Source organism: Streptomyces sp. JLYT201 (assembly GCF_059448825.1).
The window spans coordinates 8,537,375-8,560,173 of sequence record NZ_CM182551.1; the positions used below are offsets into that span (position 1 = coordinate 8,537,375).

General features: G+C 74.0%; 21 protein-coding genes. 13 read left to right on the plus strand and 8 right to left on the minus strand.

Annotation, left to right across the window (positions count from 1 at the left end):
* Positions 1 to 368: 368 nt before the first annotated feature.
* Together AC5WAM_RS36340 and AC5WAM_RS36345 are read left to right on the plus strand one after the other, a co-directional pair.
* On the plus strand, positions 369 to 2,591 hold the full coding sequence (locus tag AC5WAM_RS36340; RefSeq protein ID WP_366795454.1) for an MMPL family transporter: 2,223 nt from the start codon (positions 369 to 371) through the stop codon (positions 2,589 to 2,591).
* A gap of 182 nt (positions 2,592 to 2,773) precedes the next feature.
* Positions 2,774 to 3,124, plus strand: coding sequence for a hypothetical protein (locus AC5WAM_RS36345; RefSeq protein ID WP_495520124.1), 351 nt, complete (start codon positions 2,774 to 2,776; stop codon positions 3,122 to 3,124).
* A 16-nt stretch (positions 3,125 to 3,140) separates the two neighbouring features.
* Here the strand turns inward: AC5WAM_RS36345 and AC5WAM_RS36350 are convergent, their stop codons facing one another.
* On the minus strand, positions 3,141 to 3,875 hold the full coding sequence (locus AC5WAM_RS36350) for a class I SAM-dependent methyltransferase (RefSeq protein ID WP_495520125.1): 735 nt from the start codon (positions 3,873 to 3,875) through the stop codon (positions 3,141 to 3,143).
* 362 nt (positions 3,876 to 4,237) lie between these two features.
* On the opposite strand from AC5WAM_RS36350, the gene AC5WAM_RS36355 reads away from it, so the two are divergent.
* The 3 genes from AC5WAM_RS36355 (at position 4,238) to AC5WAM_RS36365 (ending at position 8,335) form a co-directional block, all read left to right on the plus strand.
* Positions 4,238 to 6,463 (plus strand): PEP/pyruvate-binding domain-containing protein, encoded by a 2,226-nt coding sequence (locus AC5WAM_RS36355; protein WP_495520126.1) that lies wholly within the window; start codon positions 4,238 to 4,240, stop codon positions 6,461 to 6,463.
* On the plus strand, positions 6,460 to 7,368 hold the full coding sequence (locus AC5WAM_RS36360; protein WP_495520127.1) for a hypothetical protein: 909 nt from the start codon (positions 6,460 to 6,462) through the stop codon (positions 7,366 to 7,368). The genes AC5WAM_RS36355 and AC5WAM_RS36360 overlap by 4 nt, the downstream gene beginning before the upstream one ends.
* Before the next feature lie 205 nt (positions 7,369 to 7,573).
* A complete protein-coding gene (locus tag AC5WAM_RS36365; protein ID WP_495520128.1) occupies positions 7,574 to 8,335 on the plus strand; it encodes a fused DSP-PTPase phosphatase/NAD kinase-like protein in 762 nt (253 codons plus the stop codon).
* 7 nt (positions 8,336 to 8,342) lie between these two features.
* Here the strand turns inward: AC5WAM_RS36365 and AC5WAM_RS36370 are convergent, their stop codons facing one another.
* Together AC5WAM_RS36370 and AC5WAM_RS36375 are read right to left on the minus strand one after the other, a co-directional pair.
* Positions 8,343 to 9,581, minus strand: coding sequence for a tyrosine-protein phosphatase (locus AC5WAM_RS36370; RefSeq protein WP_495520129.1), 1,239 nt, complete (start codon positions 9,579 to 9,581; stop codon positions 8,343 to 8,345).
* A gap of 167 nt (positions 9,582 to 9,748) precedes the next feature.
* The gene (locus AC5WAM_RS36375) at positions 9,749 to 10,546 is read right to left on the minus strand and encodes an arylamine N-acetyltransferase family protein (RefSeq protein ID WP_495520130.1); all 798 of its coding nucleotides are present in this window, start codon (positions 10,544 to 10,546) and stop codon (positions 9,749 to 9,751) included.
* A gap of 356 nt (positions 10,547 to 10,902) precedes the next feature.
* On the opposite strand from AC5WAM_RS36375, the gene AC5WAM_RS36380 reads away from it, so the two are divergent.
* The gene (locus tag AC5WAM_RS36380) at positions 10,903 to 12,075 is read left to right on the plus strand and encodes an epoxide hydrolase family protein (protein ID WP_495520131.1); all 1,173 of its coding nucleotides are present in this window, start codon (positions 10,903 to 10,905) and stop codon (positions 12,073 to 12,075) included.
* A gap of 157 nt (positions 12,076 to 12,232) precedes the next feature.
* On the plus strand, positions 12,233 to 13,357 hold the full coding sequence (locus AC5WAM_RS36385) for a hypothetical protein (protein WP_495523721.1): 1,125 nt from the start codon (positions 12,233 to 12,235) through the stop codon (positions 13,355 to 13,357).
* Between the two features lie 40 nt (positions 13,358 to 13,397).
* On the opposite strand, the gene AC5WAM_RS36390 is transcribed toward AC5WAM_RS36385, so the two are convergent.
* Entirely contained in the window at positions 13,398 to 13,952 is a 555-nt protein-coding gene (locus tag AC5WAM_RS36390; RefSeq protein WP_366796230.1) for a TetR/AcrR family transcriptional regulator, read from the minus strand.
* A 101-nt stretch (positions 13,953 to 14,053) separates the two neighbouring features.
* On the opposite strand from AC5WAM_RS36390, the gene AC5WAM_RS36395 reads away from it, so the two are divergent.
* The 3 genes from AC5WAM_RS36395 (at position 14,054) to AC5WAM_RS36405 (ending at position 16,310) form a co-directional block, all read left to right on the plus strand.
* On the plus strand, positions 14,054 to 14,512 hold the full coding sequence (locus AC5WAM_RS36395; RefSeq protein ID WP_495520132.1) for a nuclear transport factor 2 family protein: 459 nt from the start codon (positions 14,054 to 14,056) through the stop codon (positions 14,510 to 14,512).
* 263 nt (positions 14,513 to 14,775) lie between these two features.
* Positions 14,776 to 15,696 (plus strand): ABC transporter substrate-binding protein, encoded by a 921-nt coding sequence (locus tag AC5WAM_RS36400; protein ID WP_495520133.1) that lies wholly within the window; start codon positions 14,776 to 14,778, stop codon positions 15,694 to 15,696.
* Positions 15,690 to 16,310: a LacI family DNA-binding transcriptional regulator gene (locus AC5WAM_RS36405; RefSeq protein ID WP_495520134.1), complete on the plus strand. Its 621-nt coding sequence runs from the start codon at positions 15,690 to 15,692 to the stop codon at positions 16,308 to 16,310. The genes AC5WAM_RS36400 and AC5WAM_RS36405 overlap by 7 nt, the downstream gene beginning before the upstream one ends.
* On the opposite strand, the gene AC5WAM_RS36410 is transcribed toward AC5WAM_RS36405, so the two are convergent.
* The 4 genes from AC5WAM_RS36410 to AC5WAM_RS36425 form a co-directional block, all read right to left on the minus strand.
* Positions 16,220 to 17,209, minus strand: a complete 990-nt coding sequence (locus AC5WAM_RS36410) for an ABC transporter substrate-binding protein (RefSeq protein WP_495520135.1) — start codon at positions 17,207 to 17,209, stop codon at positions 16,220 to 16,222. The genes AC5WAM_RS36405 and AC5WAM_RS36410 overlap by 91 nt on opposite strands.
* An 86-nt stretch (positions 17,210 to 17,295) precedes the next feature.
* Positions 17,296 to 18,066, minus strand: coding sequence for an amino acid ABC transporter ATP-binding protein (locus AC5WAM_RS36415; RefSeq protein ID WP_275940268.1), 771 nt, complete (start codon positions 18,064 to 18,066; stop codon positions 17,296 to 17,298).
* Positions 18,063 to 19,052 (minus strand): amino acid ABC transporter permease, encoded by a 990-nt coding sequence (locus AC5WAM_RS36420; RefSeq protein WP_495520136.1) that lies wholly within the window; start codon positions 19,050 to 19,052, stop codon positions 18,063 to 18,065. The genes AC5WAM_RS36415 and AC5WAM_RS36420 overlap by 4 nt, the downstream gene beginning before the upstream one ends.
* Entirely contained in the window at positions 19,049 to 20,200 is a 1,152-nt protein-coding gene (locus AC5WAM_RS36425) for an LLM class flavin-dependent oxidoreductase (protein ID WP_495520137.1), read from the minus strand. The genes AC5WAM_RS36420 and AC5WAM_RS36425 overlap by 4 nt, the downstream gene beginning before the upstream one ends.
* Positions 20,201 to 20,632: 432 nt before the next feature.
* Between AC5WAM_RS36425 and AC5WAM_RS36430 the strand changes: the two genes are divergently transcribed.
* The 3 genes from AC5WAM_RS36430 to AC5WAM_RS36440 all read left to right on the plus strand — a co-directional run bounded on the left by AC5WAM_RS36430 (position 20,633) and on the right by AC5WAM_RS36440 (position 22,798).
* Positions 20,633 to 21,625: a GlxA family transcriptional regulator gene (locus tag AC5WAM_RS36430; RefSeq protein ID WP_366796237.1), complete on the plus strand. Its 993-nt coding sequence runs from the start codon at positions 20,633 to 20,635 to the stop codon at positions 21,623 to 21,625.
* Positions 21,626 to 21,722: 97 nt separating this feature from the next.
* Positions 21,723 to 22,346 carry a cysteine hydrolase family protein gene (locus tag AC5WAM_RS36435; RefSeq protein ID WP_495520138.1) on the plus strand — a complete coding sequence of 208 codons (624 nt, stop codon included), beginning with the start codon at positions 21,723 to 21,725 and terminating at the stop codon, positions 22,344 to 22,346.
* Between the two features lie 146 nt (positions 22,347 to 22,492).
* Positions 22,493 to 22,798, plus strand: coding sequence for a hypothetical protein (locus tag AC5WAM_RS36440; protein ID WP_495520139.1), 306 nt, complete (start codon positions 22,493 to 22,495; stop codon positions 22,796 to 22,798).
* Position 22,799 lies beyond the last annotated feature (1 nt).

The following is a 22,799-nucleotide window of genomic DNA, read 5'->3' on the forward strand; positions in this document are numbered from 1 at the left end:
ACCGGGCGCCCCCGGCGTGTCGGCGCAGGTGCCTCCTGGTGCCTGTGGTGTCCGAAACGGCACCTGTCGAAAAGATCGGGTATTGCCCATAAATGCCCGATATCGAGAGCGGGTTGTTGGCCAAGAGACGCAGGTCACACCCCTGGTACATGAGATCTACATGTAGTCGGCGCATCTCCTACCCGAGGATGAGTCGGCCGACTTCCGACTACGACGGACGTGGGCGCGGACTCCGGCCCGCAGTCTGACTTCCGCGCGCTCCGGTGCCGTCACGATGGAGAGGATCCTGCCGACCCACCCTGTCGCGCGGCGCCCCGCCGCCGACGGGTCGGTCCTGCCTGCCAATCCCGACGGGAGTCTCGTTCGCCGTGGCTACGTTCCTCTACAAACTGGGCCGTCTCGCCTTCAGACGGCGCTGGTGGATGGCGCTCATATGGGTGCTGCTCTTCATCGGCGCGGGCGTCGCAGCGTCCTCGGCTCCCAAGGCTCCTGCCGACGTCTTCTCCATGCCCGGCACGGAGTCGCAGAAGGCCTTCGACCTGCTCGACGAGAAGTTCCCCGAGACGAGCGCCGACGGCGCCACGGCCCGTGTGGTGCTCCGCGCCCCCAAGGGCGAGAAGATCACCGACGCCGCGAACAAGGCGAAGGTCAACAAGGCCGTCGACCGGCTGAGCAAGGGCGCGCAGGTCTCGAAGGTCGACGACCCGTTCAAGACGGGCGCGGTCAGCAAGGACTCGACCACCGTCTACGCGACCGTGTCGTACAAGGTCCCCGGGCCCGAGCTGACCGACAAGGTCAAGGACAAGCTCACCGACACGCTCAAGGACACCCGCAAGGACGGCCTGACCGTCGAGGCGGGCGGTGACGCGGTCCCGACCGAGCAGGAGCTGGGCGGCAGCGCCGAGCTCATCGGCATCGGCATCTCCGCGGTGGTGCTGCTCATCACCTTCGGCTCGCTGATCGCCGCGGGCATGCCCATCCTGACCGCGCTCATCGGCGTCGGCATCGGCATCTCCGGCATCACCGCGCTCGCCAGCACCCTTGAGCTGTCCAGCACCACCTCGACGCTCGCCACGATGATCGGCCTCGCGGTCGGCATCGACTACGCCCTGTTCATCGTCTCGCGCTACCGCGCCGAGCGGGCGGAGGGCCGCACCCCCGAGGACGCCGCGGGCCGCGCCGTCGGCACCGCGGGCTCCGCGGTGGTGTTCGCGGGCCTCACCGTCATCGTCGCCCTCTCCGGCCTCGCCGTGGTGAACATCCCGCTGCTCACCAAGATGGGCCTCGCCGCGGCCGGCACGGTCGTGATCGCCGTTCTGATCGCGCTGACCCTCATCCCGGCGCTGCTCGGCATCGCGCCCCGCAGGACGCTGCGCCGCAAGGACCGCAAGAAGCCCGTCGGCGTTCCCTTCACCGACCCCCACGCCAAGCCGAAGCTCGGCACGCGCTGGGCCCGGTTCGTGCTGCGCCGCCCGCTGATCGTCCTGCTCGTCGCCATCGCCGGTCTCGGCGCGGTGGCCGCCCCGGCCGCCAACCTGCAGCTCGGCCTGCCCGACGAGGGCACGTACGCGCCGGACACCACGCAGCGCAAGGCCTACGACATGCTGTCGGACTCCTTCGGCAAGGGCTTCAACGGCCCGCTGACGATCGTCGTCGACAAGGACAAGGGCGCCGGTGCCGCGGCGAAGGACGTCGGCGAGGAGCTCAAGAAGGTCAAGGGCATCGTGTCCGTCAGCCCGGCGTCGCCGAACAAGGCGGACGACCTGGCGATCCTGTCCGCGACGCCGAAGTCCGGCCCGAGTGACCACGACACCGAGACGCTGGTCAAGAAGATCCGCTCCGACATCGGCACGATCGAGGCCAAGACCGGCGCCGAGGTCCTGATCACCGGCCAGACGGCCTCGGTCATCGACTTCTCGCAGACCCTCGACGACGCACTGATCCCGTATCTGGCCCTGGTCGTCGGCCTGGCCTTCCTGCTCCTGATGCTGGTGTTCCGCTCGATCCTGGTTCCGCTGAAGGCGGCGCTCGGCTTCCTGCTCTCGGTGCTCGCGGCGCTCGGCGCGGTCGTGGCGGTCTTCCAGGAGGGCCACCTCGCGAACGTGTTCGGCGTCGACCAGCCCGGCCCGATCATGAGCATGATGCCGATCTTCATGATCGGTGTGGTGTTCGGTCTGGCGATGGACTACGAGGTGTTCCTCGTGACGCGCATGCGTGAGGCGTACGTCCACGGATCGCGTCCGGGCGAGGCCATCGTGACCGGCTTCACCCACGGCGGGCGCGTCGTCGCCGCGGCCGCGGTCATCATGATCAGCGTCTTCTCCGGCTTCATCCTGGAGGACGACGACATCATCAAGACCATGGGCTTCGGCCTCGCCGCCGCCGTCCTGTTCGACGCCTTCGTCGTCCGCATGGCGATCGTCCCGGCGGTGCTCGCCCTGCTCGGCAAGTCCGCCTGGTGGCTGCCGGGCTGGCTGAACAAGATCCTGCCGAACGTCGACGTGGAGGGCGAGAAGCTCTACAAGCAGCTCGGCGACAACGGCGGCGCCCCCTACTCCGACCCGGAGCGGGAACTGCAGCCGACGCGCTGACGCCCCACGTGCGGTCCGCGCGGACCGCACACAGTGCACGGCCCGGTGGCCCGGTGACCTCGACGGTCACCGGGCCACCGGCCTTTTCCCCGGCCGCGCCGCCCGACCGGCGCGTCCGAGTTGCCGGGCCGCGCGGGCCGTTGTCCGCTGGGATGCCGGGGGAGCGACGACGAGGAGTGCCCATGCCGCCCGAGCCCGACCCGGTCACCGAGACCTTCGCCTTCACCTGCGGGGACTGCGGGGAGACCTGGGAGTCCACCTTCCGGGTCGTGTTCCCCGACCCCGCCGCCTCCGCCGACCCCGCGGGGCCGGCCGTTCAGGAGTACGTCGACGAGGACGGCAACGCCCTGCGCTCGCCCCTGGCGGCGGCGGTGTGCCCCAAGTGCGGCGGGCGGACCGTGCACGTGATGGCGCCCGGGTTCGCCGACCGGGCGCACGCGGCCGAGCACCCGCCGCGCCCGCACCACGAGCACTCCCTGCACCTGCCGCACCGGCACCGCGCGGCCGGGCCGCCGCCCGACGGCGGGGCCTGAGCCGCCGGGCCCTGCCTCAGGCCTTGCGCGCGTCCAGGACCGCCGCGTGCGGGGTCGTGAGGTAGCGGGCCCAGAAGTCGTCCGAGGGGCCGGGCACGGCGTCCTCGGACACCTGGTGCGCACGCCACCGGGGCGCGCCGAAGCCCGCGTCGCGCAGCGCGCCCTCCAGGGCCGCGGCGGTCCAGTAGCGGGCGGTGAACCGCGCGCTGTGCTCGCCCACGGTGAACCCGAAGTCCACCGGGGCGCCGTCCTCGCGGGCGCTGACGTCAAGACGGAAGCCGTAGCGGGCGTAGTGGTCCGGGTCCGGGTGGACGTCCGGGTGGATGGGCAGCGTCACGAAGCGCCCGCCGGGCCGCAGCGCCGCCGCCACCGCCCGGCACATCGCGACGAGCCCGTCGTACGTCTCGGCGTGCGGCAGCACGTACACGCCGAGCACGGTGTCGAAGGCGCCGTGCAGCCGCTCGGGGAGTTCCCCCGCGACGTACTCGACGCCGAGGGGCTCGTCCTCCTCCCGGCGGCGGCAGTGCTCGACCATGCCCTCGGACGCGTCGAGACCGACGGTCCGCCGGGCGCCGCGGCGCGCGAGCAGCCGGGTGTAGACCCCGCTGCCGCAGCCGAAGTCGAGTATGTCCTGGCTCCCGACGTCGCCGAGGTGACCGAGCACGGTGGGGAACTCCAGGCCCTGTCTGAAGGCCATGCCCGAGGACTCCTCGTAGACCTGCCCGAGCTCGTCGAACTGACTGCCTGTCACGTCTTCGCCCCTCTGCGTCTGCTGACAGCGTGCGGCGGACGCGGGGCGAAGGGCCGTGCCCCTGCGCCGCACATCCCCGAGAAGAAGCCTTAGCACACGCCGTACGGCCGCCGGACCGCCGCCTTCCGCGCCACCTCCGCCGACGACGGGCCCGGCCGAATTCGGGTGGGCTTGTACTCAACTTCATGGCGCAGCCACGCGTCCGTGCTAAGGGCTGGATGATTTTCCGGCCCGGCTTCGTGGCCTGGCGTTTCGCCCGCGTGGCGCGGCGGGCGCGCAGGGCCTCACCTCGGAGGGAACGGCGCCGGGAACGGAATGTGCGGGCGGGACGGGGGCGCGCGGTCGGGCGAAGGAGGCAGGCCATGATCGGGGTGGAGACGGACCGGCTGGTGGTGGTGGGGCTGGAGGCGCGGCGCGCCCGCGACCCGCGCCTCGCGGGGGCGAAGGCGGCCCATCTGGCGCGGGCGGCGGCCGTGGGCCTTCCGGTGCTGCCGGGGTTCGTGCTGGTGCCCGCGGGCGCCGAGGACAGCGCGCGTGCCGCGCCCACCGCGGGCCCCGCTGACGCCGCGGGCGCCGTGACGTCCCCTGCGGGCATCGCCGATGCCGCGGGCGCCGGGGGAGCCGTATCCCGTCGCGAGCCTCCTCATGGTGAGCGGGAACTGCGGCGTGCCTGGCGGGAGTTGAGCGGTGACGGAGCGCGGCCCCTCGTCGTGCGCTCCTCCTCCGCGTGGGAGGACGCCGCCGACTCGTCGCTCGCGGGGCTCTTCGAGACCGTGCTCGACGTGCGCGGATGGAGCGACTTCACCACCGCCGTGCGGCGGGTGCTGCGCTCGGCGGCGCGCACGCCCACGGGCGCCGCACCCGGCGCCGCCACCTCGCACGGGGGGATGGCGGTGCTCGTGCAGCCGATGGTGCGCGCCACCGTGGGCGGCGTGATGTTCGGGGCCGACCCGATGGCGGGCCGCCGCGACCGGGTCGTCATCAGCGCCGTCGACGGCGGCCCCGACCGCCTGGTGAACGGCAGCGTCCAGGGCGTGCGCTACCACCTGACCCGGCACGGCCGCCAGGTCCACACCGAGCCCGGCGAACCCCGCGACGCGCGCCTGCTCACGCGCGGCCGGCAGCTGCGCCTGCTGCGTCTGGCCCGGGACGCGCAGCGGGAGTTCGGCGGCCCGCAGGACATCGAGTTCGCCTTCGACGCCGAGGACCGGCTGTGGCTGTTCCAGACCCGCCCCATCACCGCGATGCCCCCGCGCCCCGCCCGCCGCGCCCGGCTGCTCGGTCCTGGTCCGGTCGCCGAGACCTTCCCCGGGGTCCTGCAACCCCTGGAGGAGGACCTGTGGCTGGTGCCCATGGCGCACGGGCTCTCGGTCGCCCTGGACATCGCGGGCGCGGCGCCCCGCCGCCGGCTGCGCAGGCTGCCGCCCGTGACCACCGTCGAGGGCCGCGCGGCGGCCGACCTCCGGCTGCTCGGCGCCGCCCCGCCCACCCACCGCCTGCTCGGCTTCCTCAACCCGGCGCCCGCCGCCCGCCGGACCACCGCCGCCTGGCGGATGGGCCGGGTGCGCACGACGCTCCCCGCGCTCGCCCTCGACCTCACGGCCGACGTCGACCGGTACCTGAGCGAACTGCCCGCCCCCGCACAGATGTTGAGCGGGCGGCTGCTCGCGGCCGTCTCCTGGGGGCGTACGGTCCTCTCCGCGCTGCACGCCCAGGAGTCCCTGGCCGGGGCGGTGCTCGGGCAGGGTTCGGGCGCCACGGCCGTGGGCGAGGCGCTCGCCGTCCTCGCCGAGGCGCGCGCGGACGAACCCGACGACGCCCGGCTCATCGCCCGCCACCCGGTCCTCCTCTCCCTGCTGCCGCCCGCGCTCGGCCCGCGCCCGCCGCTGCCCGGGCGCCCCGCCCTGACCGGCGTGCCGCGCGGCACGGCCGTGCTGCCCACCCGCGAGGGGCTGCGGCTCCGCGTGCGCTGGGTGCAGGAGATGCAGACCAGCATGGTGCGCGAGCTGGCCCGCAGGCTGACCGCCGTGGAACTCCTCGACGACCCGGACCGCGTCGCCCTGCTGCGCTGGGCCGAACTGACCGCCGCGGGCGACGGCAAGGGCCTCCCCGCCGATCTGCGCGAGCGCCTGCCGAGGCCGCAGCGCTCGGAGCTGCCCGCCGCGTTCCGGCTCGCCGACGGCCTGCCGGTGGCCGAGCCGGGCAGGCGCCGCGCGGCCACCGACGGGCAGGGCGCGGGCGGCGGCTTCGGCTCCGGCACGGCCTGGCACGGCGGCGGCGAACGCCCCCGGTTCGCGGTCCTCGTCGTCCGCGCCCTCGACCCGGCGCTCGCCCCGCTCCTGCCCGGGCTCACCGGGCTCGTCGCGGAGACCGGCAGCGTGCTCTCCCACCTCGCCGTGCTCGCCCGCGAGTACCAGGTGCCGACGGCCGTCGGCGTCCCCGACGCCCTGGAACGCTTCCCCGACGGGACCCGGCTGACGGTGGACGGCGGCACGGGTGCCGTGGAAGTGGTGCGCATGTCCGCCGTCGGCGCACCCCCGGCCGTGCCCCCGGACGGCGCCGACCGCAGGAAGGGCATGGCGTCATGAAGTACGTGAGCTATCTCCTCGGCGGCCTCAGCGCCGCCGCGGCCGCCACCTACAGCGTCGTCTACCTGATCCGCTGGGAGTGGCAGCGCGCCCTCATCTGCGGGGTGCTCCTGCTGGTCATCGAGGGACTCCTGGTGGGCACGGTGCTCCTGAGCCGTCTGGGCCGCCTGGAGCGGCAGTTGGCCGACTCCGGGCGGCGCACCGACGAGGTGTGGCGGCGCCTTGAGGAGTCCCGGTCCGAGGACGGCGTCCGGTTCCGCTGGCTGGAGCAGGGCGCCGCGGACGGCACCCACCGCACGTACGTCTTCGTGCCGGTCCTGATGGCGGCCGGGGCGCTGCTCTCGGGCGTCGCCTGGGTCGTGCAGCGGATCTCGGCGGCCACCGTCCGGCCCGGCGCCGAGCGCAGGCTCGCCGGACGCCTCGCGCACCTGACCGCGCCCGGTGACGAACGCGGCGGCCGCATCCCGGAGTTGGAGGACCGCGAGGCCGTGCCCCGGCCGCGCGCCCTGCGCACCGCCGTGGTGAGCGGCGTCGCCGTGGCCGCCGTCCTGCTGCTCGCGCTGCTCGTGGACACCCTCTCCGACGCCACCCAGACCCGCCCCGGCAAGGCCACGGGCGCGGCCGCGACCACCGTGGTGTACGAGGTGCGGGTGCGCGGCAGCGACAGCGCGTCGGCCCGTGCGCTGGCCGCCCGGGAGCTCTGGGAGAGCTGTCGCAGGTCCACCGCCGCCCTGAACGTCCACGCGCCGCTGACCCGTCTGGACGGCGACGTGTGGGCCGGGGTGATCCGCCCCGCCCTCTCCGAGCACGACGTGCTGCGGCTGCGCGGCTGCCTCGACGACGCGACGGCCCACCGCACGAGCGCGCGGGTCCTGGGCGAGAGCCAGGTGCGGCAGGTCCACTGAGCCCCGGGGCAACTGAGTTGATGCGTGGGAGAGTTGAGGCATCCGAAGTGGCGCGTGGGGTGGGCGGACCGGGTCGCCGGGCCGCTCGGGCGCCGGTAGCCTGGACGAGGCTTGTGCCTCCCTCCCGTGCAGTCCGCTCCCGTGCAGTCCGCTCCCGTGCAGTCCGGTGTGCGCGACGCGTACGCCCTCTGGTGGTGACCGCTTGGTGTCCTGTACCTCCTCCGTCCGTGCCGCGTCCGCCCGTGCCGTCGCCCGCGTCGCCGCAGCCACCGCCACCGCGAGCGCCGCGTGCGCGCAGGCGGGCCGCAAGCTCAGGGCGAGACGGCCGACGCCCCGGCGCGCGCTGAAGCTGATCGGCCTGTGCGCGCTCGGCTACACGGTCTTCTGGGGCGCCACGTCGCTCGGCGTGCTCGCCGTCTCGGCCTGGGCGGGCGAACACGTCCGCGCCGACCGGGAGATGACCGGCGTCCGCCACTTCCAGCGGGTCGACGACCGGCTGTGGCGCGGCTCCGCGCCCACCGAGGCCGGGTACCGCGCGCTCGCGGCCCACGGCATCCGCACCGTCGTGGACCTGCGGGCCGAGGACCTGAGCGCGACGGAGCTCGCGCGCCCCGGGCGCGCGGGGCTGGCCGTCGTACGGCTGCCCGTGCGCGACGGGCAGACGCCCGACGGCGGGCAGGTCGACCGGTTCCTGCGCGTCGTCGCCGAGGCGAAGGGCCCGGTCTTCGTGCACTGCGGCGCGGGCGTCGGCCGCACCGGCTCGATGGCCGCCGCCTATCTGGTCCGCACGGGCCAGGCCACGCCCGGCCAGGCGGCCCTACGCACCGTCGCGGTCGGCCCGCCGTCCCTGGAGCAGATCTACTACGTGCTCAGCGCCGACCGGGACGCCAGCCGCCAGCCGCCGGAGGTGGTCTCCCTGATCAGCCGCCTGGCCGACGCGCCGCGCCGCATCAAGGCCTCGCTGTAGCCGCGGACTACAGCCGCCTCTCCATGAGCGTGACGGCGTACCGGCCCGCGACCCCGCCGTCCTTCGACGCCAGCTCGCCCACCTCCCGGTAGCCCGCCGCCGCGTAGTACTCCCGCAGCCGCGGGTTGTTGGAGCGGCAGTCGAGGCGGCTCAGACCGCGCCCGGCGGCGCGGATGCGCCGCTCGGCGTGCGCGAGCAGAAGGAGCCCGGTGCCCGGGGGCGCGGTGCGCCGGTCGGTCATCAGGCGGTGCACATAGCCCGCGGTCGGCGGCTGCGGGCCCCAGGGGGCGGGGTCGTCCCACCACAGTTCGAACGCCCCGGCGACGGGCCCCTCGGGCCCCAGGGTCGCGAGCCACACCTCGCTGTCCGCGAGGCGGGCGCGGAAGTGGTCCTCGCCCAGCTCCCCGGGCTTCCACTGGGCGATGCCCCGGCCGATCTGCCAGCGCGCGGCCTGGTCGCGCAGCCGCACGAGCTCGGCGAGGTCGGCCGGTCCGGCCTGCCGGAAGGTGAGCTCGGGCCCCTCCAGGAGGGCGGCGCGCAACGCGGCCGCCAACTCCTCGTCGACGTCCAGGAGCCGGGCGGCGTAGGCGCGCAGGGAGCCGTACCGCTCGGCGATCCGGGCGAGGAAGAGGCGCATCACCTCCGCGGGCGCCCGGCCGTAGTCGGGCCAGGTCAGCTCGCGGTCCGGGTGCGCGGCGCGCCAGTCGGCGACGAGCCGGTCGGTGGCGAGCCCGGTGAGGGTGAAGTCCTCGACCACGGCGGCCTCGGGCACGCCGAGGAGCGTCAGGACGAGGGCGGCGAGCAGCCCCGTGCGGTCCTTGCCGGACGCGCAGTGGAACACCAGGGGCCCCGAACCGTCCTCGGCGATCAGCTCCAGGGCCCGGCGCAGCTCCTTGACGCCGTCCTCGGCGACCTCCACGTACCGGTCGGCGAGATAGGGTGCGGCGGCCACGTCGGGGCCCAACGCGGCCTGGTCGTAGGGGCGGTGTTCGATGCTCAGGTTGTGGTAGGCGAAGGACGCGTGGTCCGGCACCCGGCCCTTCGCCTCGATCTCCCAGGGGTAGCGCAGATCGATGACCGTGCGGACACCCAGGCCGAGGAAGCGCTCCCAGTCGGCGTCCCGCAGCTTGCTCAGCGAGTCCGACCGGTACACCGTCCCCCACCGCACCGTACGGCCGTCCTCAGTGACGTAGCCCCCCAGGTCACGGAAGTTGTGCAGCCGGTCGAAAGGTATGTGTCTCTTCACAGTGCGGCAGCCTACGTCCGGGCGCGGCGCGCACGCCGCGACGAACGTCACCGCGCGCGGCGGGTGCCGCACGGGGCCGGGAAACCTGGACAAAGGAGCGCGCGTGCTGCATGGTGTCCGCCCCTGTCTGTCATGTCGCAAGGACACCGCCGCCCGCGGCGCGGAGGCTACCGGCCCCCGACCCGGACCGGCTCCGCGAGCCGGGGCACCTCGTCGAGCACGATGCCGAAGCGGGTGGCGTACGCCTCCAGGACCTCGGCGTCCGTGGAGAGTTCGGTGATCTGCGGCTCGCCGTCGAGCGGGGTGACGGTGAGCTTGCTGCCGCTGAGCGTGGTCCGGCCGGTGTCGGTGAGGATCGAGCACACCAGGGACCGGGTGAAGTGGGACTTCGGTGAGGTGCGGTGGTACCAGGCGCCGCCGGTGAAGTCGGCGAGCGCGCGCGGCCGCGGGTCGAGCAGGTACTGCGGCTCGCCGCCCATCAGGACGCGCAGGTCGCCCGCGGGCGTCTCGGCGACGCGGAAGGTGCCGGCGGGGTCGCTCTGGTCGCCGCGCTCGGCGGCGGCGAGCGGGTGGTGGCTGTGCTTGCCGAAGCCCACGTCGGCCAGCCAGTCGCCGCCGTCGGCGGTGCGCACGCGCAGCGCCATGTGGTCGTACGGGATGCCGAGGCGGTCCCCTTGGTAGACGCTGGCCTGGAGCATGTCGACCTCGAAGCCGAGGGCGGTGAGGAGGGCGGCGAAGGCCCCGTTGAGTTCGTAGCAGAACCCGCCGCGGCGGCCGTCGACGACCTTCGCGACGAGGTCCTCCTCGACGAGGTCGACCTCCACGCCCGCGTGGATGGCGAGGTTCTCGAAGGGCACGGTGCGCAGGTGCGCCAGGTGCAGGTCGCGCAGGGCCGCCGAGGTGGGGGCGGCGGGGCGCTCCGCGCCGATGCGGAGCAGATAGGCGTCGGTCCGTGAGGTGTCCATGGGCCAAGTCTCACGGGGCGTGACCGCCCGGGCCACCGGCCGCGGGACAGACCCGGGCCGTTCCTTTCGTCCTAGGTCTCCGGCGCCGCGAGTCCTAGGTCCGCGGACCCTGTGGCGATGATCGGTTCGTGGGTATAGTCGGCCGGGTCATGCGGCCCTCAGCACCGCGTGCGGACCGACGAAGGAGGTGAGCCCGTTGCGCGACCTGACCACTGACCGCACCGTCCGGGCCCTCCCGACCGCCGTCCGCGCCTGACCGTCAGACCGCCCGTTCCGTCTGACCGGTTCCCCGCACGGCCGCCGCGCAGGAGCGCCCGCTCGCCCGAGCACCCGCAGCACTCCTGAGCGAAGGAACCATGACCTCCACCGCACGCACCACCCCCACCCCCTTCCGCGTCGACGTGCCCGACGACGTCCTCGCCGACCTGCGCGCACGCCTGGCCCGCACCCGCTTCACCCCCGCGTCCGGCGCGACGCCCTGGGCGGCCGGAGCCGACCCGGCGCAGCTGCGTGACCTCGTCGCGTACTGGGCCGACGGCTTCGACTGGCGCGCGGCCGAAGCCGCGCTCAACGACTTCCCGCACTACACCGCCGAGGTCGCGGGCGCCCGCCTGCACTTCCTCCACGTGCGCGGGCGGCGCCCCGAGGGCGCGTCCGCGCCGCTGCCGCTGGTGCTGAGCCACGGCTGGCCGAGCAGTTTCGTGGAGATGCTCCGCGTCGCCCGGCGCCTCACCGACCCGGCCGCGTACGGCGGCGACCCCGCCGACGCCTTCGACGTCGTGATCCCCTCGCTGCCCGGCTTCCTGTACTCGGAGCCGCCCCGCGGGCCGTTCACGCGCCGGGGCGTCGCCGAGACGTGGCACTCCCTGATGACCGGGACGCTGGGCTACGAGCGGTACGGGGCCTTCGGCGGCGACATCGGCGGCGGCGTCACCCAGTGGCTCGGCGCGCTGTACCCGGACCACGTCGCCGGGGTGCACGTCACCTCCGCCGTGGTGAGCGCCGACTTCGAGAAGCACCCGCCGACCGCCGAGGAGCAGACGTACCTCGACGCGCTCGCCGCGTACGACCGCACCGACGGCGGCTACAGCGAGATCATGTGCACCCGGCCGGACACGGTCGCCGCCGCCCTGATCGACTCGCCCTCCGGGCTGCTCGCCTGGATCGTCGACAAGTACCGCGACTGGAGCGACTGCGACGGCGACGTCGCGCGGCGCTGGGACCGGGACACGCTCCTGACGGTGGCCACCCTGTACTGGGCGACGGCCAGCATCGGCACCTCGTTCCAGCAGTACTACGACTACCACCTGAACGAGATCCTGCCGCCCGTCACCGTGCCCGCGGCCGTCACGCTCAGCCACGAGCCGGCGTACGCGAACTATCCGCGGAGCCTCGCCGAGCGCGTCTTCGCCGACCTGCGGCACTGGCGCGAGCCACGGCGCGGCGGCCACTTCATGTCCCATGAGGAGCCGGACCAGGTGGCCTTGGAACTGCGCGCGTTCTTCGGCCCGCTGAGGCCGGGGGCCTGACGCGGCGGGCGCGGCCCGCCGGACCCCGGCGGGCCGCGCCGACGCGCCGCGGGGGCGGCACGGGCGGATGAGGAAAGCCGGAGCAACGGGGCGATATAGGCTGTACGTTCTGTTTCTTATCGCTCACGACGCACTCGGAGAGTTATCTGTGACCGCAGTGATCGCCCCGTCCGCCCCGGCTGACCCGTCGGCCGGTCCCGCCCCGGCCACCGACGCGCCCCTGGACGTACGCGATGACGTGCAGGAGACCGCGCCGACCGCACCGGAGGCCGGACAGGACGGCGCGTACGAGGCCGCACGCGAGCTCGTCGCGCGCGACGCCCGTGAGTTCGGTGTGTACGCGCGCACCGGAGGCTGGACGTTCGGCCTGAAGGTGGCGCGCAGCGTGCGGCCCGGCGGGCAGTCGGCGGCGGAGACGCCGAAGGCGTCCGCGAAGGAGTTCGGCGAGCTCGCCGGGTGCTCCGCCGAGCGCGTCATGCGCTTCTACAAGGCCTGGGACCGGGCCGCCGACGACGGGCTGGTGCCGCACTTCGAGGAGCTGGCGCCGGGCCAGGAGGTCGAGCTGCCGGACGCCGACGTCTGGCTCACCTACTACGTGCCGCGCTCCAGCGCGTCCTCCGCGCGCGGCACCGCGATCATGGCAGCCGCCGAGGCCGAGGGCATCCGCCCGACCAAGGCCCTGGAGGTCGCCGAGAACCCCACGGCGCTGCGCGCCGCGATCCTCGCCGACCCGTCCACCGCGCAGGCCGCCCGGCACGCGCTGCTGGACCGGATCAAGGAGGACCCGGTCCTCCAGGTCGACCTGGCCCGTGACATCGCCCGCACCGACGACCTGAAGAAGGCCGTCGCGGGCGAGGCCAGGGCCGCCGACCGCATCGAGTACGTCCGCAAGATCGCCGAGGAGGGCCAGGTCAGGACCCCCGCGGGACAGACCATCGACGCTCCGGCCGAGCTGCGCGAGGAAGCCGAGCGGCATCTGTCCCTGATCGACGAGCTGGAGCCCGAGGAGGCCGGGGAGTGGGCCTCGGAGGCCTACGACACGGTGAAGACCCTCGTGGCCGAGACCGTCGAGGCGGACCCGGAGCTGCGCGTCCAGGAGCGGCGGACGAAGTTCTACAGCAGCCTCCAGAAGGCGACGAAGGTCTTCGAGGAGCTGACCCTCGACGACGCCGCCGACTTCGGCGACATCTACGAGGACGACATGGTCCAGCGCCTCGAAGAGCTCCAGGAGGCCATCGGCACCTGCCTGACGGCGCTGCGCAAGGCCTCGCAGACGGGCTGACGCACCACCTGACGGGGCCCGGCGGGGCCGGGCCCCGTGCTCACCGCGCGGCCGCGATCAGCGCCTTCGTCGCGCGGGCCGCGTGCGCGGCGGGACCGGGGGCGCGGTCGATCCCCGCGCTCACCATCGCGCCCTCGGCCAGCAGGAACAGCTGCTCGGCCAGCTCGCCGGGCAGCCCCGCGGCCGCCACGAGCGCGGCCAGATACTCCTTGAACGCCCCCTTGTGCAGGCGCACTTGGCGGGCCACCGGCTCGGACGTCGCGCCGAGCTCCCCGTACGAGTTGATCCAGGCGCAGCCGCGGAAGCCGGGCTCGGCGAACCACTCGCCCAGCCAGTCGAACACCGCGAGCAGCCGCCGCTCGGGATCCTCGTGCCGCTCCACGTGCGCGGCGAGCTGCCGGCGCCAGCGCGCGTCCCGTCGCTCCAGATAGGCCTCGACGAGCCGCTCCTTCGAGGGGAAGAGCTGGTAGAGGCGCTTCAGCGAGACGCCCGAAGCGGAGCGGATGTCGTCCATGCCGACGGTCTGCACGCCGCGCCGATAGAAGAGTTCCTCGGCCGCGTCCAGCGCCTTTTCCCTGGCGACGGTGGTGTCCATTGGCCAAAGACTACCGCTGAGAACCATCGTTCTCTATGCTGGTGCGCGTCGCCGGAGAACGAGCGTTCTCCAAGGGGTGGCGACGACGAGAGGAGCCCGCCATGACGGCACGTCCGCCGTTCCCGCCGTTCGACGAGGCCACGGCCCGGCAGAAGGTCCAGGCCGCCGAGGACGCGTGGAACACCCGCGATCCCGAGCGCGTCGCGCTCGCCTACACCGAGGACTCGGTCTGGCGCAACCGCGACCGGTTCGTCACCGGCCGCGCCGAGATCGTGGAGTTCCTGCGCGACAAGTGGTCCAGGGAGCGGGAGTACGCGCTGCGCAAGGAGCTGTGGGACTTCCACGGCAACCGCATCGCGGTGCGCTTCCAGTACGAGTCCCAGGACGCGAGCGGACAGTGGTGGCGCGCCTACGGCAACGAGCTGTGGGAGTTCACCGAGGAAGGCCTCATGGCACGCCGCGAGGCCAGCATCAACGACGTGCCGATCACCGCGGCGGAGCGCCGCATCTTCGGCCCCCGGAGCGAGGCGGAGCGCGGCGCCCCGCTCCCCGTCCGGTAGTGCGGGAACCGGGCCGGGCGCCGGGCCCGGCGCTCACCCGGTGCCCGCGCCGAGCGGCCCGGCGCCCCGGCGCGGCGGCGGTACCGGAGAGGAGCGGAAGGGGGACGACCAGACTTCCTCCCCCGACGGCAATCGATTGCGGGCCACTTGGGGCTCTGCGCGCATCCGCCCCTTGTCGCGGGCGAGCCGGACTCCCCACAATCGGTTGCGCACGGCAGGCCCACGGCGTTTCCGTGAACTCTCCCGAGCCCAGGAGCGCGCCCATGCGCCACCGCTCACTGACCGTCGGCGTGTTCAGCCCGTCCGTCCTGCTGCGCGTGGCGCGGGCGTCCGGGCTGTTCGACCAGCACGGTCTGACCGTCACCGAAGTGCCGTGCGCCTCCTCGCCCGCGCAGTTCCGCGACCTGTTCGACGGCGCGGTCGACGCCGCGTTCACCAGCCCCGACAACGTCATCGCGTACCGCTTCGTGTCCGACAACCCGCTCGGGCACACCGGCGACGCCCGCATCCTCGCCGCCCTGGACCGGGGCCTCGGCCTCGGCGTGTACGCCGCGCCCGGCGTCAAGGGGCCCGACGAACTGCGCGGCGCCGCGGTCGGCGTGGACGTGCCGGACTCCGGATTCGCCTTCGGCCTGTACGCCGTCCTGGAGTCGCTCGGCCTCAAGGCGCCCAGCGGGGGCCCCGGCGACTACGAGGCCGTCCCCCTCGGCTCGACGCCCCGCCGCCTGGCCGCGCTGCTCGACGGCCGGTGCGCGGCCACCCTCCTCGGCGCGGGCAGCGACCTGCGCGCGGAGGCCGCGGGGGCGGTGCGCCTCGCCGGGCTCACCGAGGTGTGCGGGCCCTACCTGGGCACCGTGCTGACTGCCGTGGGGCCGCGCCGCGCGCAGGCCGCGCACGCGCTGAGCTCGGCGCTCGCGCAGACGTCCCGGCTCATCGTCTCCGGCGTGCTCGACCGCCTCGTCCTGGAGCAGACGCGCGCCGCCCTCGCCCTGCCCGACGACCTCGCCGCCCGGTACGCGGCGCGCCTGCGGGACCCCGCCGACGGACTCGTCCCCGACGGCGCCGCCGACCGCGCGGCCCTGGACACCGTGCTCGGCCTGCGCCTGCGCTACCGACCCGGCGACCCGGCCCCGGCCACCGCGCTCGACCCCGCCCGCGGCCTGCTCGACCCGCAGGCGTGCTGAGACCGCGCCCGGTCCGCCTGCGCGACGTGGCCGACACCGCGGGCGCGCACCCGGCCACCGCGTCCCGTGCCCTCAACCCCGCGACCCGCGCCCGGGCCACCGCGGCCACCGCCCGCCGCGTGCTGCGCGCCGCCGAGGACCTCGGCCACCGCCCCGACCCGATCGCCCGCAGCCTGAAGACCGCGCGCTCGCACACCGTGGGCCTGGTCGTCCCCGACCTCACCCACCCCTGCTGCCCGCCCCTCGTGCGCGGCATCGAGAGCGTCCTGGAACCGGCGGGCCACCACGCCTGGATCGTCGACACCCCCCACGACCCGCGGCGCGAACGCGCCCAGGTCGACTCGCTGCGCTCCCGGCAGGCCGACGGGCTCGTCGTCGCCACCGCGCCGCGCGAGCACCCGCGGCCGCGCGCCCTGCACGCCGTCCGCGACCTCGGGCTCGCCGAGGCCGCGCGCATGCTCCTCGACTGCGTGGCGGGCCCGCCGGTCCCTCCCCCCTCCAGGGACCGGCGGCGGCCCCGGCCTCACGCGCCCTTGGGCAGCCCCTGCGGATTGACCTCCGAGGTGCGCACGGCCTCGTCCGCGAGCCCCCAGTGGGCGAGGACCTTGCCGTAGGAGCCGTCCTCGATGAGGTGCTGGAGCGCCTTGTGGAGCGCCTCGACGAGGCCGTTGTCCTTCTTCGTGGTGGCGGCGATCTTGCCTTGGAGGTGGTCGCCCGCGCCCGAGAAGGTGCCGATGACCTCGGACTTGCCGGTGCTCGACGCGTGGTAGGCGGCGACCGGGTTGGGGCCGAGGTAGGCGTCGATGCGGCCGGAGCCGAGCGCCAGGTAGTAGTCGCTGGTGTTCTGGAAGTACTTGATCTCGGTGGCCTTCCGGCCCGCCTTCACGTTCTGCCTGCTCCAGTCGACGAGCAGCTTCTCCTGGTTGGTGCCGGACGAGACCCCGATGACGCGGCCCGCCACGTCCTTCGGCCCCTTGACCTTCCAGCCGCGCCCCTTCCTGGCCTCGAAGGCGATGGTGTCCAGGCGGTAGGTGGCGAAGTCGTACTTCTCCTTGCGCTCCTCGGTGACGGTGATGTTGCTGAAGCCGACGTCGTACTTGCCGCTGTCCAGGCCGACGAAGATGTTCGCCCAGTCGACCGCGTGCGAGCGCACCTTCAGGCCGAGCACGTCGGCGACCAGGTGGGCGATGTCGGTCTCCACGCCGATGACGGTCTTGTCGTCGGTGGCGTAGAACGTCAGCGGCGGTACGGAGCCCGCGGACGCGACCACGTCGAGCGTGCCGCGGGAGCGGACGCGGTCGGGCACGAGGCGGGCGATCGCGTCCACCTTCCGCGCTCTGAGGCGCTTCTGATCGGGACTCAGGTCGATCTTCGCGCCCTTGGCGCCGGGCCGTGCGCGGGCGGCCGGGCCCGTCTCGTCGTCGGCGGAGGCGCCGCAGGCGGCGGTGGTCAGGGCGAGGGCGGAGGCGAGCGCGAAGGCGAGCGTGGCGCGGCGGCTGACGGGCGCGGGCATGGTGGTGCTCCTCGGGGCGATGCGGGGAGGGGGCCAGGGGGACGGAGAGGACGGAGGGCCGGAGGCCGGGGCGGGGTGCGCGGGGGTCACAGGACCTTGGAGAGGAACGCCTTGGTGCGCTCGTGCCGCGGGTGGTCGAGGACGTCCCGGGGCGGGCCCTGCTCGACGACCACGCCGTCGTCCATGAAGACCACGGTGTCGGCGACCTCGCGGGCGAAGCCGATCTCGTGCGTGACGACGATCATCGTCGTACCGGCCCGGGCCACGTCCTTGATGACGTCCAGGACCTCCCCGACGAGCTCCGGGTCGAGCGCGGACGTCGGCTCGTCGAAGAGCAGCACCTGCGGGTCGAGGGCGAGCGCGCGGGCGATCGCCACGCGCTGCTGCTGACCGCCCGACAGCTGCCGGGGGTAGGCGTCGGCCCGGTCGCCGAGCCCCACCCGGTCGAGCAGCGCCCGCGCCCGGTCCTTCGCCTCCGCGCTCGGGCGGCGCAGCGCCGAGACGGGCGCCTCGGTGATGTTCTCCAGGACGGTCAGGTGCGGGAAGAGGTTGAAGTTCTGGAAGACGAAGCCGATCCGGGTGCGCTGGCGCAGGATCTCCCGCTCCTTGAGCTCGTACAGCTTGTCGCCGCGCCGCCGGTAGCCGATCAGCTCGCCGTCGATGCTGACCGAGCCCCGGCTGAGCTTCTCCAGGTGGTTGATGGCGCGCAGGAGCGTGGACTTGCCGGAGCCGGAGGGGCCGATGACCACGGTGACCTCACCGGCGCGCACCTGGAGGTCGATGCCGCGCAGCACCTCGTGCGCGCCGAAGCTCTTGTGGACGCCGCGGACGTCGACCATCACGGGGGCGGTGCTCATCGCTTCTCCCGAAGGGGGGTGAGGGGGTGAGAGGACGACGTGAGAGTGCGGGCGAAGGCGCGGGCGCGCTGGAGCGGCGTCGGCGGGGGAGTGCGGTCCGCGCCGCGCGCGAAGTGCCGCTCCACGTAGTACTGGACGATCGACAGGAGCGTGGTCAGGACGATGTACCAGACCGTGGCGACCATGAGCAGCGGCACCACCCGGCCGTTGCGGCCGTAGATCACCTGCACCTGGTAGAAGAGCTCGCCGATCGCCATCACCGAGACGATGGACGTGCCCTTGAACAGCGAGACGATCTCGTTGGCGGCGTTCGGCAGCACCGAGCGCATCGCCTGCGGAAGGACGATCCGGCGCAGCTGCCGCAGCCGGGGGATGCCGAGCGCGGCCGCCGCCTCCAACTGGCCCGGCTCGACGGCGAGGAAGCCGCCGCGCAGGATCTCGGCGGCGTACGCGGCCTGGTGCAGCGCGAGCCCGATGACGGCGGCGGACATCGCCCCGACCAGGTGCATCGTGCCGAAGCTCCACACGACGGGCCCGAAGGGGATGCCGATCCCCAACTCCTCGTACAGATACGCCAGGTTGAACCAGAACAGCAGCTGCACGATCAGCGGGATGGAGCGGAACGCCCAGACGTACAGCCAGGCCACGCCGGAGAGCAGCGGGCTGCTGGAGAGGCGCATCAGGGCGACGACCAGACCGAGCGCGAAGCCGAGCGCCGTGCCGTACACGGTCAGTTGCAGGGTCACCCAGACCGCGCGGAGCACGCTGTCGGCGGTCAGGTAGCGGAAGAAGACCTCCCACTCCCAGGCGGGGTTGGTGAGGAGCCCGTGGGCGAACTGGACGGCCAGGACCAGGACGGCGGCCCCGGCGGCCCAGCGCCAGTAGTGCCGGGCCGGGACGACCTTCGGCTCGGCGGGGGCCGGGGGTCCGGCGCCGTCGGCCGGGAGCGCGGGGGCCGCCGCCGAGGGCGGCGCGGCGGAGGTCATCCCGCCACCGCCAGGCGGCTCAGGGTGTGCTCCAGCGTCTGCGGCCCGCGCGCGGCGCCCTCGCGGTCGCGCTTGGCGACCTCCTCGCGGACGATCGGGATGACGTACCGGCCGAAGTCGACGGCGTCGTCGAGCAGGTCGTAGCCGCGCGCGGACAGGATGTCCACGCCGAGGTCGTAGTAGTCGAGCAGGGCCTGGGCGACGGTCTCCGGGGTGCCGACCAGGGCGTTGGAGTTACCCGCGCCCCCGGTGGCGGCCGCGGTCGGCGTCCACAGGGCGCGGTCGAAGCGCTCGCCCTGCTCGGCGATGGCGACGAGCCGCTGCGAGCCGGTGTTCTCCGGCGCGTCGAAGGAGCGGCGCCGCGTCAGGGTCTGCCCGCCCGCGCGGCGCTCCCGGATCGCGCCCACCGTGCGGTGCGCCTTCTCCCAGGCCAGTTCCTCGGTCGGCGCGATGATGGGCCGGAACGCCACCTGGATGCGCGGCACGTCGGCGCGCCCGGCCGCGCGTGCGGCCCGGGTGACCTCCTCGATCTGCTGGGCGGTCTCGGCCAGCGGCTCGCCCCAGAGGCAGTAGATGTCGGCCTCGGCCCCGCCCGCGGCGTACGCGGCGGGCGACGAACCGCCGAACGAGACGCCCGGGTGCGGCTGTTGCACCGGGAAGACGTCGCTGACGAAGTCCTGGAAGCGGTAGTGCGCGCCCTCGTGGTCGAAGGCCTCGTGCCGCGTCCACACCTTCTTGACGATCTCGATGTACTCGCGGGTGCGGGCGTAGCGCTCGTCCTTGCTCAGCGTGTCGCCCTCCCGGCGCTGCTCGTGGTCGTTGCCCCCGGTGATGAAGTGGACGGTCAGACGCCCGTCGCTGACCTGGTCGAGCGTCGCGAACGTCCGTGCCGCGTACGTCGGGTACGACACGTTCGGCCGGTGCGCGAGCAGGATCTGCAGCGACTCGACCTTCGCCGCGAGGTAACCGGCGGTGGCCGCGGGGATCGGCGATCCGGAGCCGTAGGCGAAGAGCACCCGGTCCCAGCCGTGGTCCTCGTGGGCCCGGGCGAGCCGCAGCGTGTACTGCTTGTCGAAGGCGGCACCGGAGCGGGGCCGGGTCTCCGAGCCGTCGTTGGTCGCGGCGATACCGAGGAACTCCACGGGCATGGCGAGCCTTTCGTACGTGGGATGAGCAGAAGGAGCCCGTCCGGCGCTTGAGGACAAGGCCCGAAGGGCCGGTCAACGCCCGACGAGGGTCAGGGGGAAACATGCGTCAGGCGACCGATGCAGCCCGTCCGGCGCTTGAGGACGAGGCCCGAAGGGCCGATTACCCGCGCAGGGCGCCCACGCCGGGACACGCGGTGGAACACACCCGACAGAGGTCGATGTGCTCGCGTGAGACCAGCGGCTGCGAGGACGGCATACGAACAGTTGAGCACCGGACTTTCGGCGTCGTCAACGGGCACCGGGACGCTGTCGGAGCGCCGCCACACGCTGTTCACACGGGCGTAGCGCCGGGACGGGCCCCCTCGGCCGGGTGTCCGGATGTGACAGGGAATCGTCATTGCGGTCATCGGGGGAGCGGGTGAGCATGGGGACATGCCCCTTCCCCACCGGGTCGTCATCGCGGTCTTCCCCGATGTCGACCTCCTCGACGTCACCGGCCCGGCCGAGGTGTTCGCGCTGGCCAACCGGGAGACGGCGGGCCGCGCCGGATACGAGGTCCGCCTCGCCGGACCGACCGCCGGAGCGGTCCGGACGTCGGCCGGGGTGCGGCTGCTCACCGACGTGGCCTTCGACGACGTCGGCGACCGGGTGGACACGCTGCTGGTGCCGGGCGCGGTCGACATGACCGACGACGGCCCCGTGGCCCGCATCGACACCACCGTCGTGGAGTGGGTGAGGACCACCGCTCCGCACGCCCGGCGGGTGGCGTCCGTCTGCGTGGGCGCCCATCTGCTGGCCGCCGCGGGGCTCCTGGACGGTCTGACGGCGACCACCCACTGGTCGACCGCCGCCCAGCTCGCGGCCGACCACCCGGACGTCACGGTCGACCCGGACCCCATCTTCGTCCGGGCCGACCGCGGCCGGCTGTGGACCGGGGCGGGCATCAGTGCCTGCCTGGACCTGGCGCTCGCCCTGGTCGCCGAGGACCAGGGCGAGCAGACCGCCCTCGCGGTGGCCCGCCAGCTCGTGGTCTACCTCAAACGGCAGGGCGGCCAGAGCCAGTTCTCCGTGCCGCTGCGCCGCTCCGGCACCAGCCGCAGGGACATCGACGAGCTGCGGCTGTGGATCGCCGACCACCTCGACGAGGACCTGTCAGCGGGGGCCCTGGCCGCTCGGATGTGCCTGAGCGAGCGGCACTTCGCCCGCGTCTTCGCCCAGGAGACGGGCACCAGCCCCGCCGCCTACGTCGAGGGCGTCCGCATCGAGGTCGCCCGGCGGCTCCTCGAAACGACGGACTGCCCGCTCGACCGGGTCGCGGCGGCCGCGGGGCTCGGCTCGGTCGAGACCCTGCACCGGGCCTTCCGGCGGCAGCTGGCCACCACCCCGGCGGCCTACCGCCGCCGCTTCCGTACCAGGACCGCCTGACCCCTTCCTTCCCTCCTCTCCATCGGCACGGACGCCGGGCCGCGGCCGCGGCCTGCCCTGCCCTGCCCTGCCCGAAAACCCGAAGAAAGGCTCCCTCATGAGCACCAGTCACCCCGCCATGACCCTGCGCGACGTGATCGGCCTGGACAACCAGCCGCCCCGCCTTGCCGACTCCGCCCTGATAATGATCGACTTCCAGAACACCTACCGCACCGGCGTCATGGCCCTGGACGGCGCCGAGAAGGCCCTCGCGGCGGGCGCGCGGCTCCTGGAGCGCGCCCGCGCCGCGGGCATCCCGGTCGTGCACATCGTCAACGACGGCGGTGAGGGCACTCCGTACGACATCCGCGCCCACATCGGGTCGATCAGCGACGAGGTCGCCCCCGTGGCCGGGGAGCCCGTCGTGGTCAAGCAGGTCCCCAACGCCTTCCACGCCACCGACCTGGAGCAGGTCCTGCGCGCCGCGGGCGTCGAGCCGGGCGAGGGCCGCGACCTCGTGCTGGCCGGGTTCATGACCCACATGTGCGTCACGTTCACCGCCCAGGGCGCCTTCACCCTCGGCTACCGGCCCACCGTCGTCGCCGAGGCGACCGCCACCCGGGCGCTCGCCGCCCCGGACGGCACGGTCCTGCCCGCCGCCGCCCTTCAGGACGCCGCCCTGACCACCGTCACCGATCTGTTCGGCGTCGTCGTGCCCACCGTGGAGGACCTCCGCGACTGAGCCCGCCGCCCTGCACCGGGCGGCGTTCCGGCCCCGGTTCGCCGGATGTGTTCCTCCGGCGGCCCGGGGCCGCTCCGCGGGGGTACGGGCCCCTCGGCGTGCGGGCCGGTGCTCATCGCGGCAGCCCGTCGAGGATCAGCCCCGGCGTGAAGTCGAAGCGGTCGTGGCCGGTGCCCGAGGCCAGGGCGCTCGCGTGGTGCGCGGTGTGCACCGCCGTGGTCGGGCTGCTCGTGCTGGTGTGGACCACGGCGTACCGGGGCTCCGGCGTGACCCTCTGGAGGCTGGCCCTGTCCTTGTTTCTGACGGGCTTCGGCTCCGGCCTGGTGTTCGTGCCGGTCTTCGGCTTCGTCCTCGGCGAGGCCGCCGCCGGGGCCACCGCCGAGGAGGCCGCCGAGGAGGCCGGAACCGGCGCCGGGATGCTGCCCAAGAAGGCCCCGCAGGCGCACGGTTGAC

Bases quoted from the DNA above. Each gene is read 5' to 3' on its own strand.
- AC5WAM_RS36345 (WP_495520124.1), top strand. From the start codon at position 2,774: ATGCCGCCCGAGCCCGACCCGGTCACCGAGACCTTCGCCTTCACCTGC.
- AC5WAM_RS36355 (WP_495520126.1), top strand. From the start codon at position 4,238: ATGATCGGGGTGGAGACGGACCGGCTGGTGGTGGTGGGGCTGGAGGCG.
- AC5WAM_RS36360 (WP_495520127.1), top strand. From the start codon at position 6,460: ATGAAGTACGTGAGCTATCTCCTCGGCGGCCTCAGCGCCGCCGCGGCC.
- AC5WAM_RS36375 (WP_495520130.1), bottom strand. From the start codon at position 10,546: ATGGACACCTCACGGACCGACGCCTATCTGCTCCGCATCGGCGCGGAG.
- AC5WAM_RS36380 (WP_495520131.1), top strand. From the start codon at position 10,903: ATGACCTCCACCGCACGCACCACCCCCACCCCCTTCCGCGTCGACGTG.
- AC5WAM_RS36390 (WP_366796230.1), bottom strand. From the start codon at position 13,952: ATGGACACCACCGTCGCCAGGGAAAAGGCGCTGGACGCGGCCGAGGAA.
- AC5WAM_RS36395 (WP_495520132.1), top strand. From the start codon at position 14,054: ATGACGGCACGTCCGCCGTTCCCGCCGTTCGACGAGGCCACGGCCCGG.
- AC5WAM_RS36400 (WP_495520133.1), top strand. From the start codon at position 14,776: ATGCGCCACCGCTCACTGACCGTCGGCGTGTTCAGCCCGTCCGTCCTG.
- AC5WAM_RS36410 (WP_495520135.1), bottom strand. From the start codon at position 17,209: ATGCCCGCGCCCGTCAGCCGCCGCGCCACGCTCGCCTTCGCGCTCGCC.
- AC5WAM_RS36415 (WP_275940268.1), bottom strand. From the start codon at position 18,066: ATGAGCACCGCCCCCGTGATGGTCGACGTCCGCGGCGTCCACAAGAGC.
- AC5WAM_RS36420 (WP_495520136.1), bottom strand. From the start codon at position 19,052: ATGACCTCCGCCGCGCCGCCCTCGGCGGCGGCCCCCGCGCTCCCGGCC.
- AC5WAM_RS36425 (WP_495520137.1), bottom strand. From the start codon at position 20,200: ATGCCCGTGGAGTTCCTCGGTATCGCCGCGACCAACGACGGCTCGGAG.
- AC5WAM_RS36430 (WP_366796237.1), top strand. From the start codon at position 20,633: ATGCCCCTTCCCCACCGGGTCGTCATCGCGGTCTTCCCCGATGTCGAC.
- AC5WAM_RS36435 (WP_495520138.1), top strand. From the start codon at position 21,723: ATGAGCACCAGTCACCCCGCCATGACCCTGCGCGACGTGATCGGCCTG.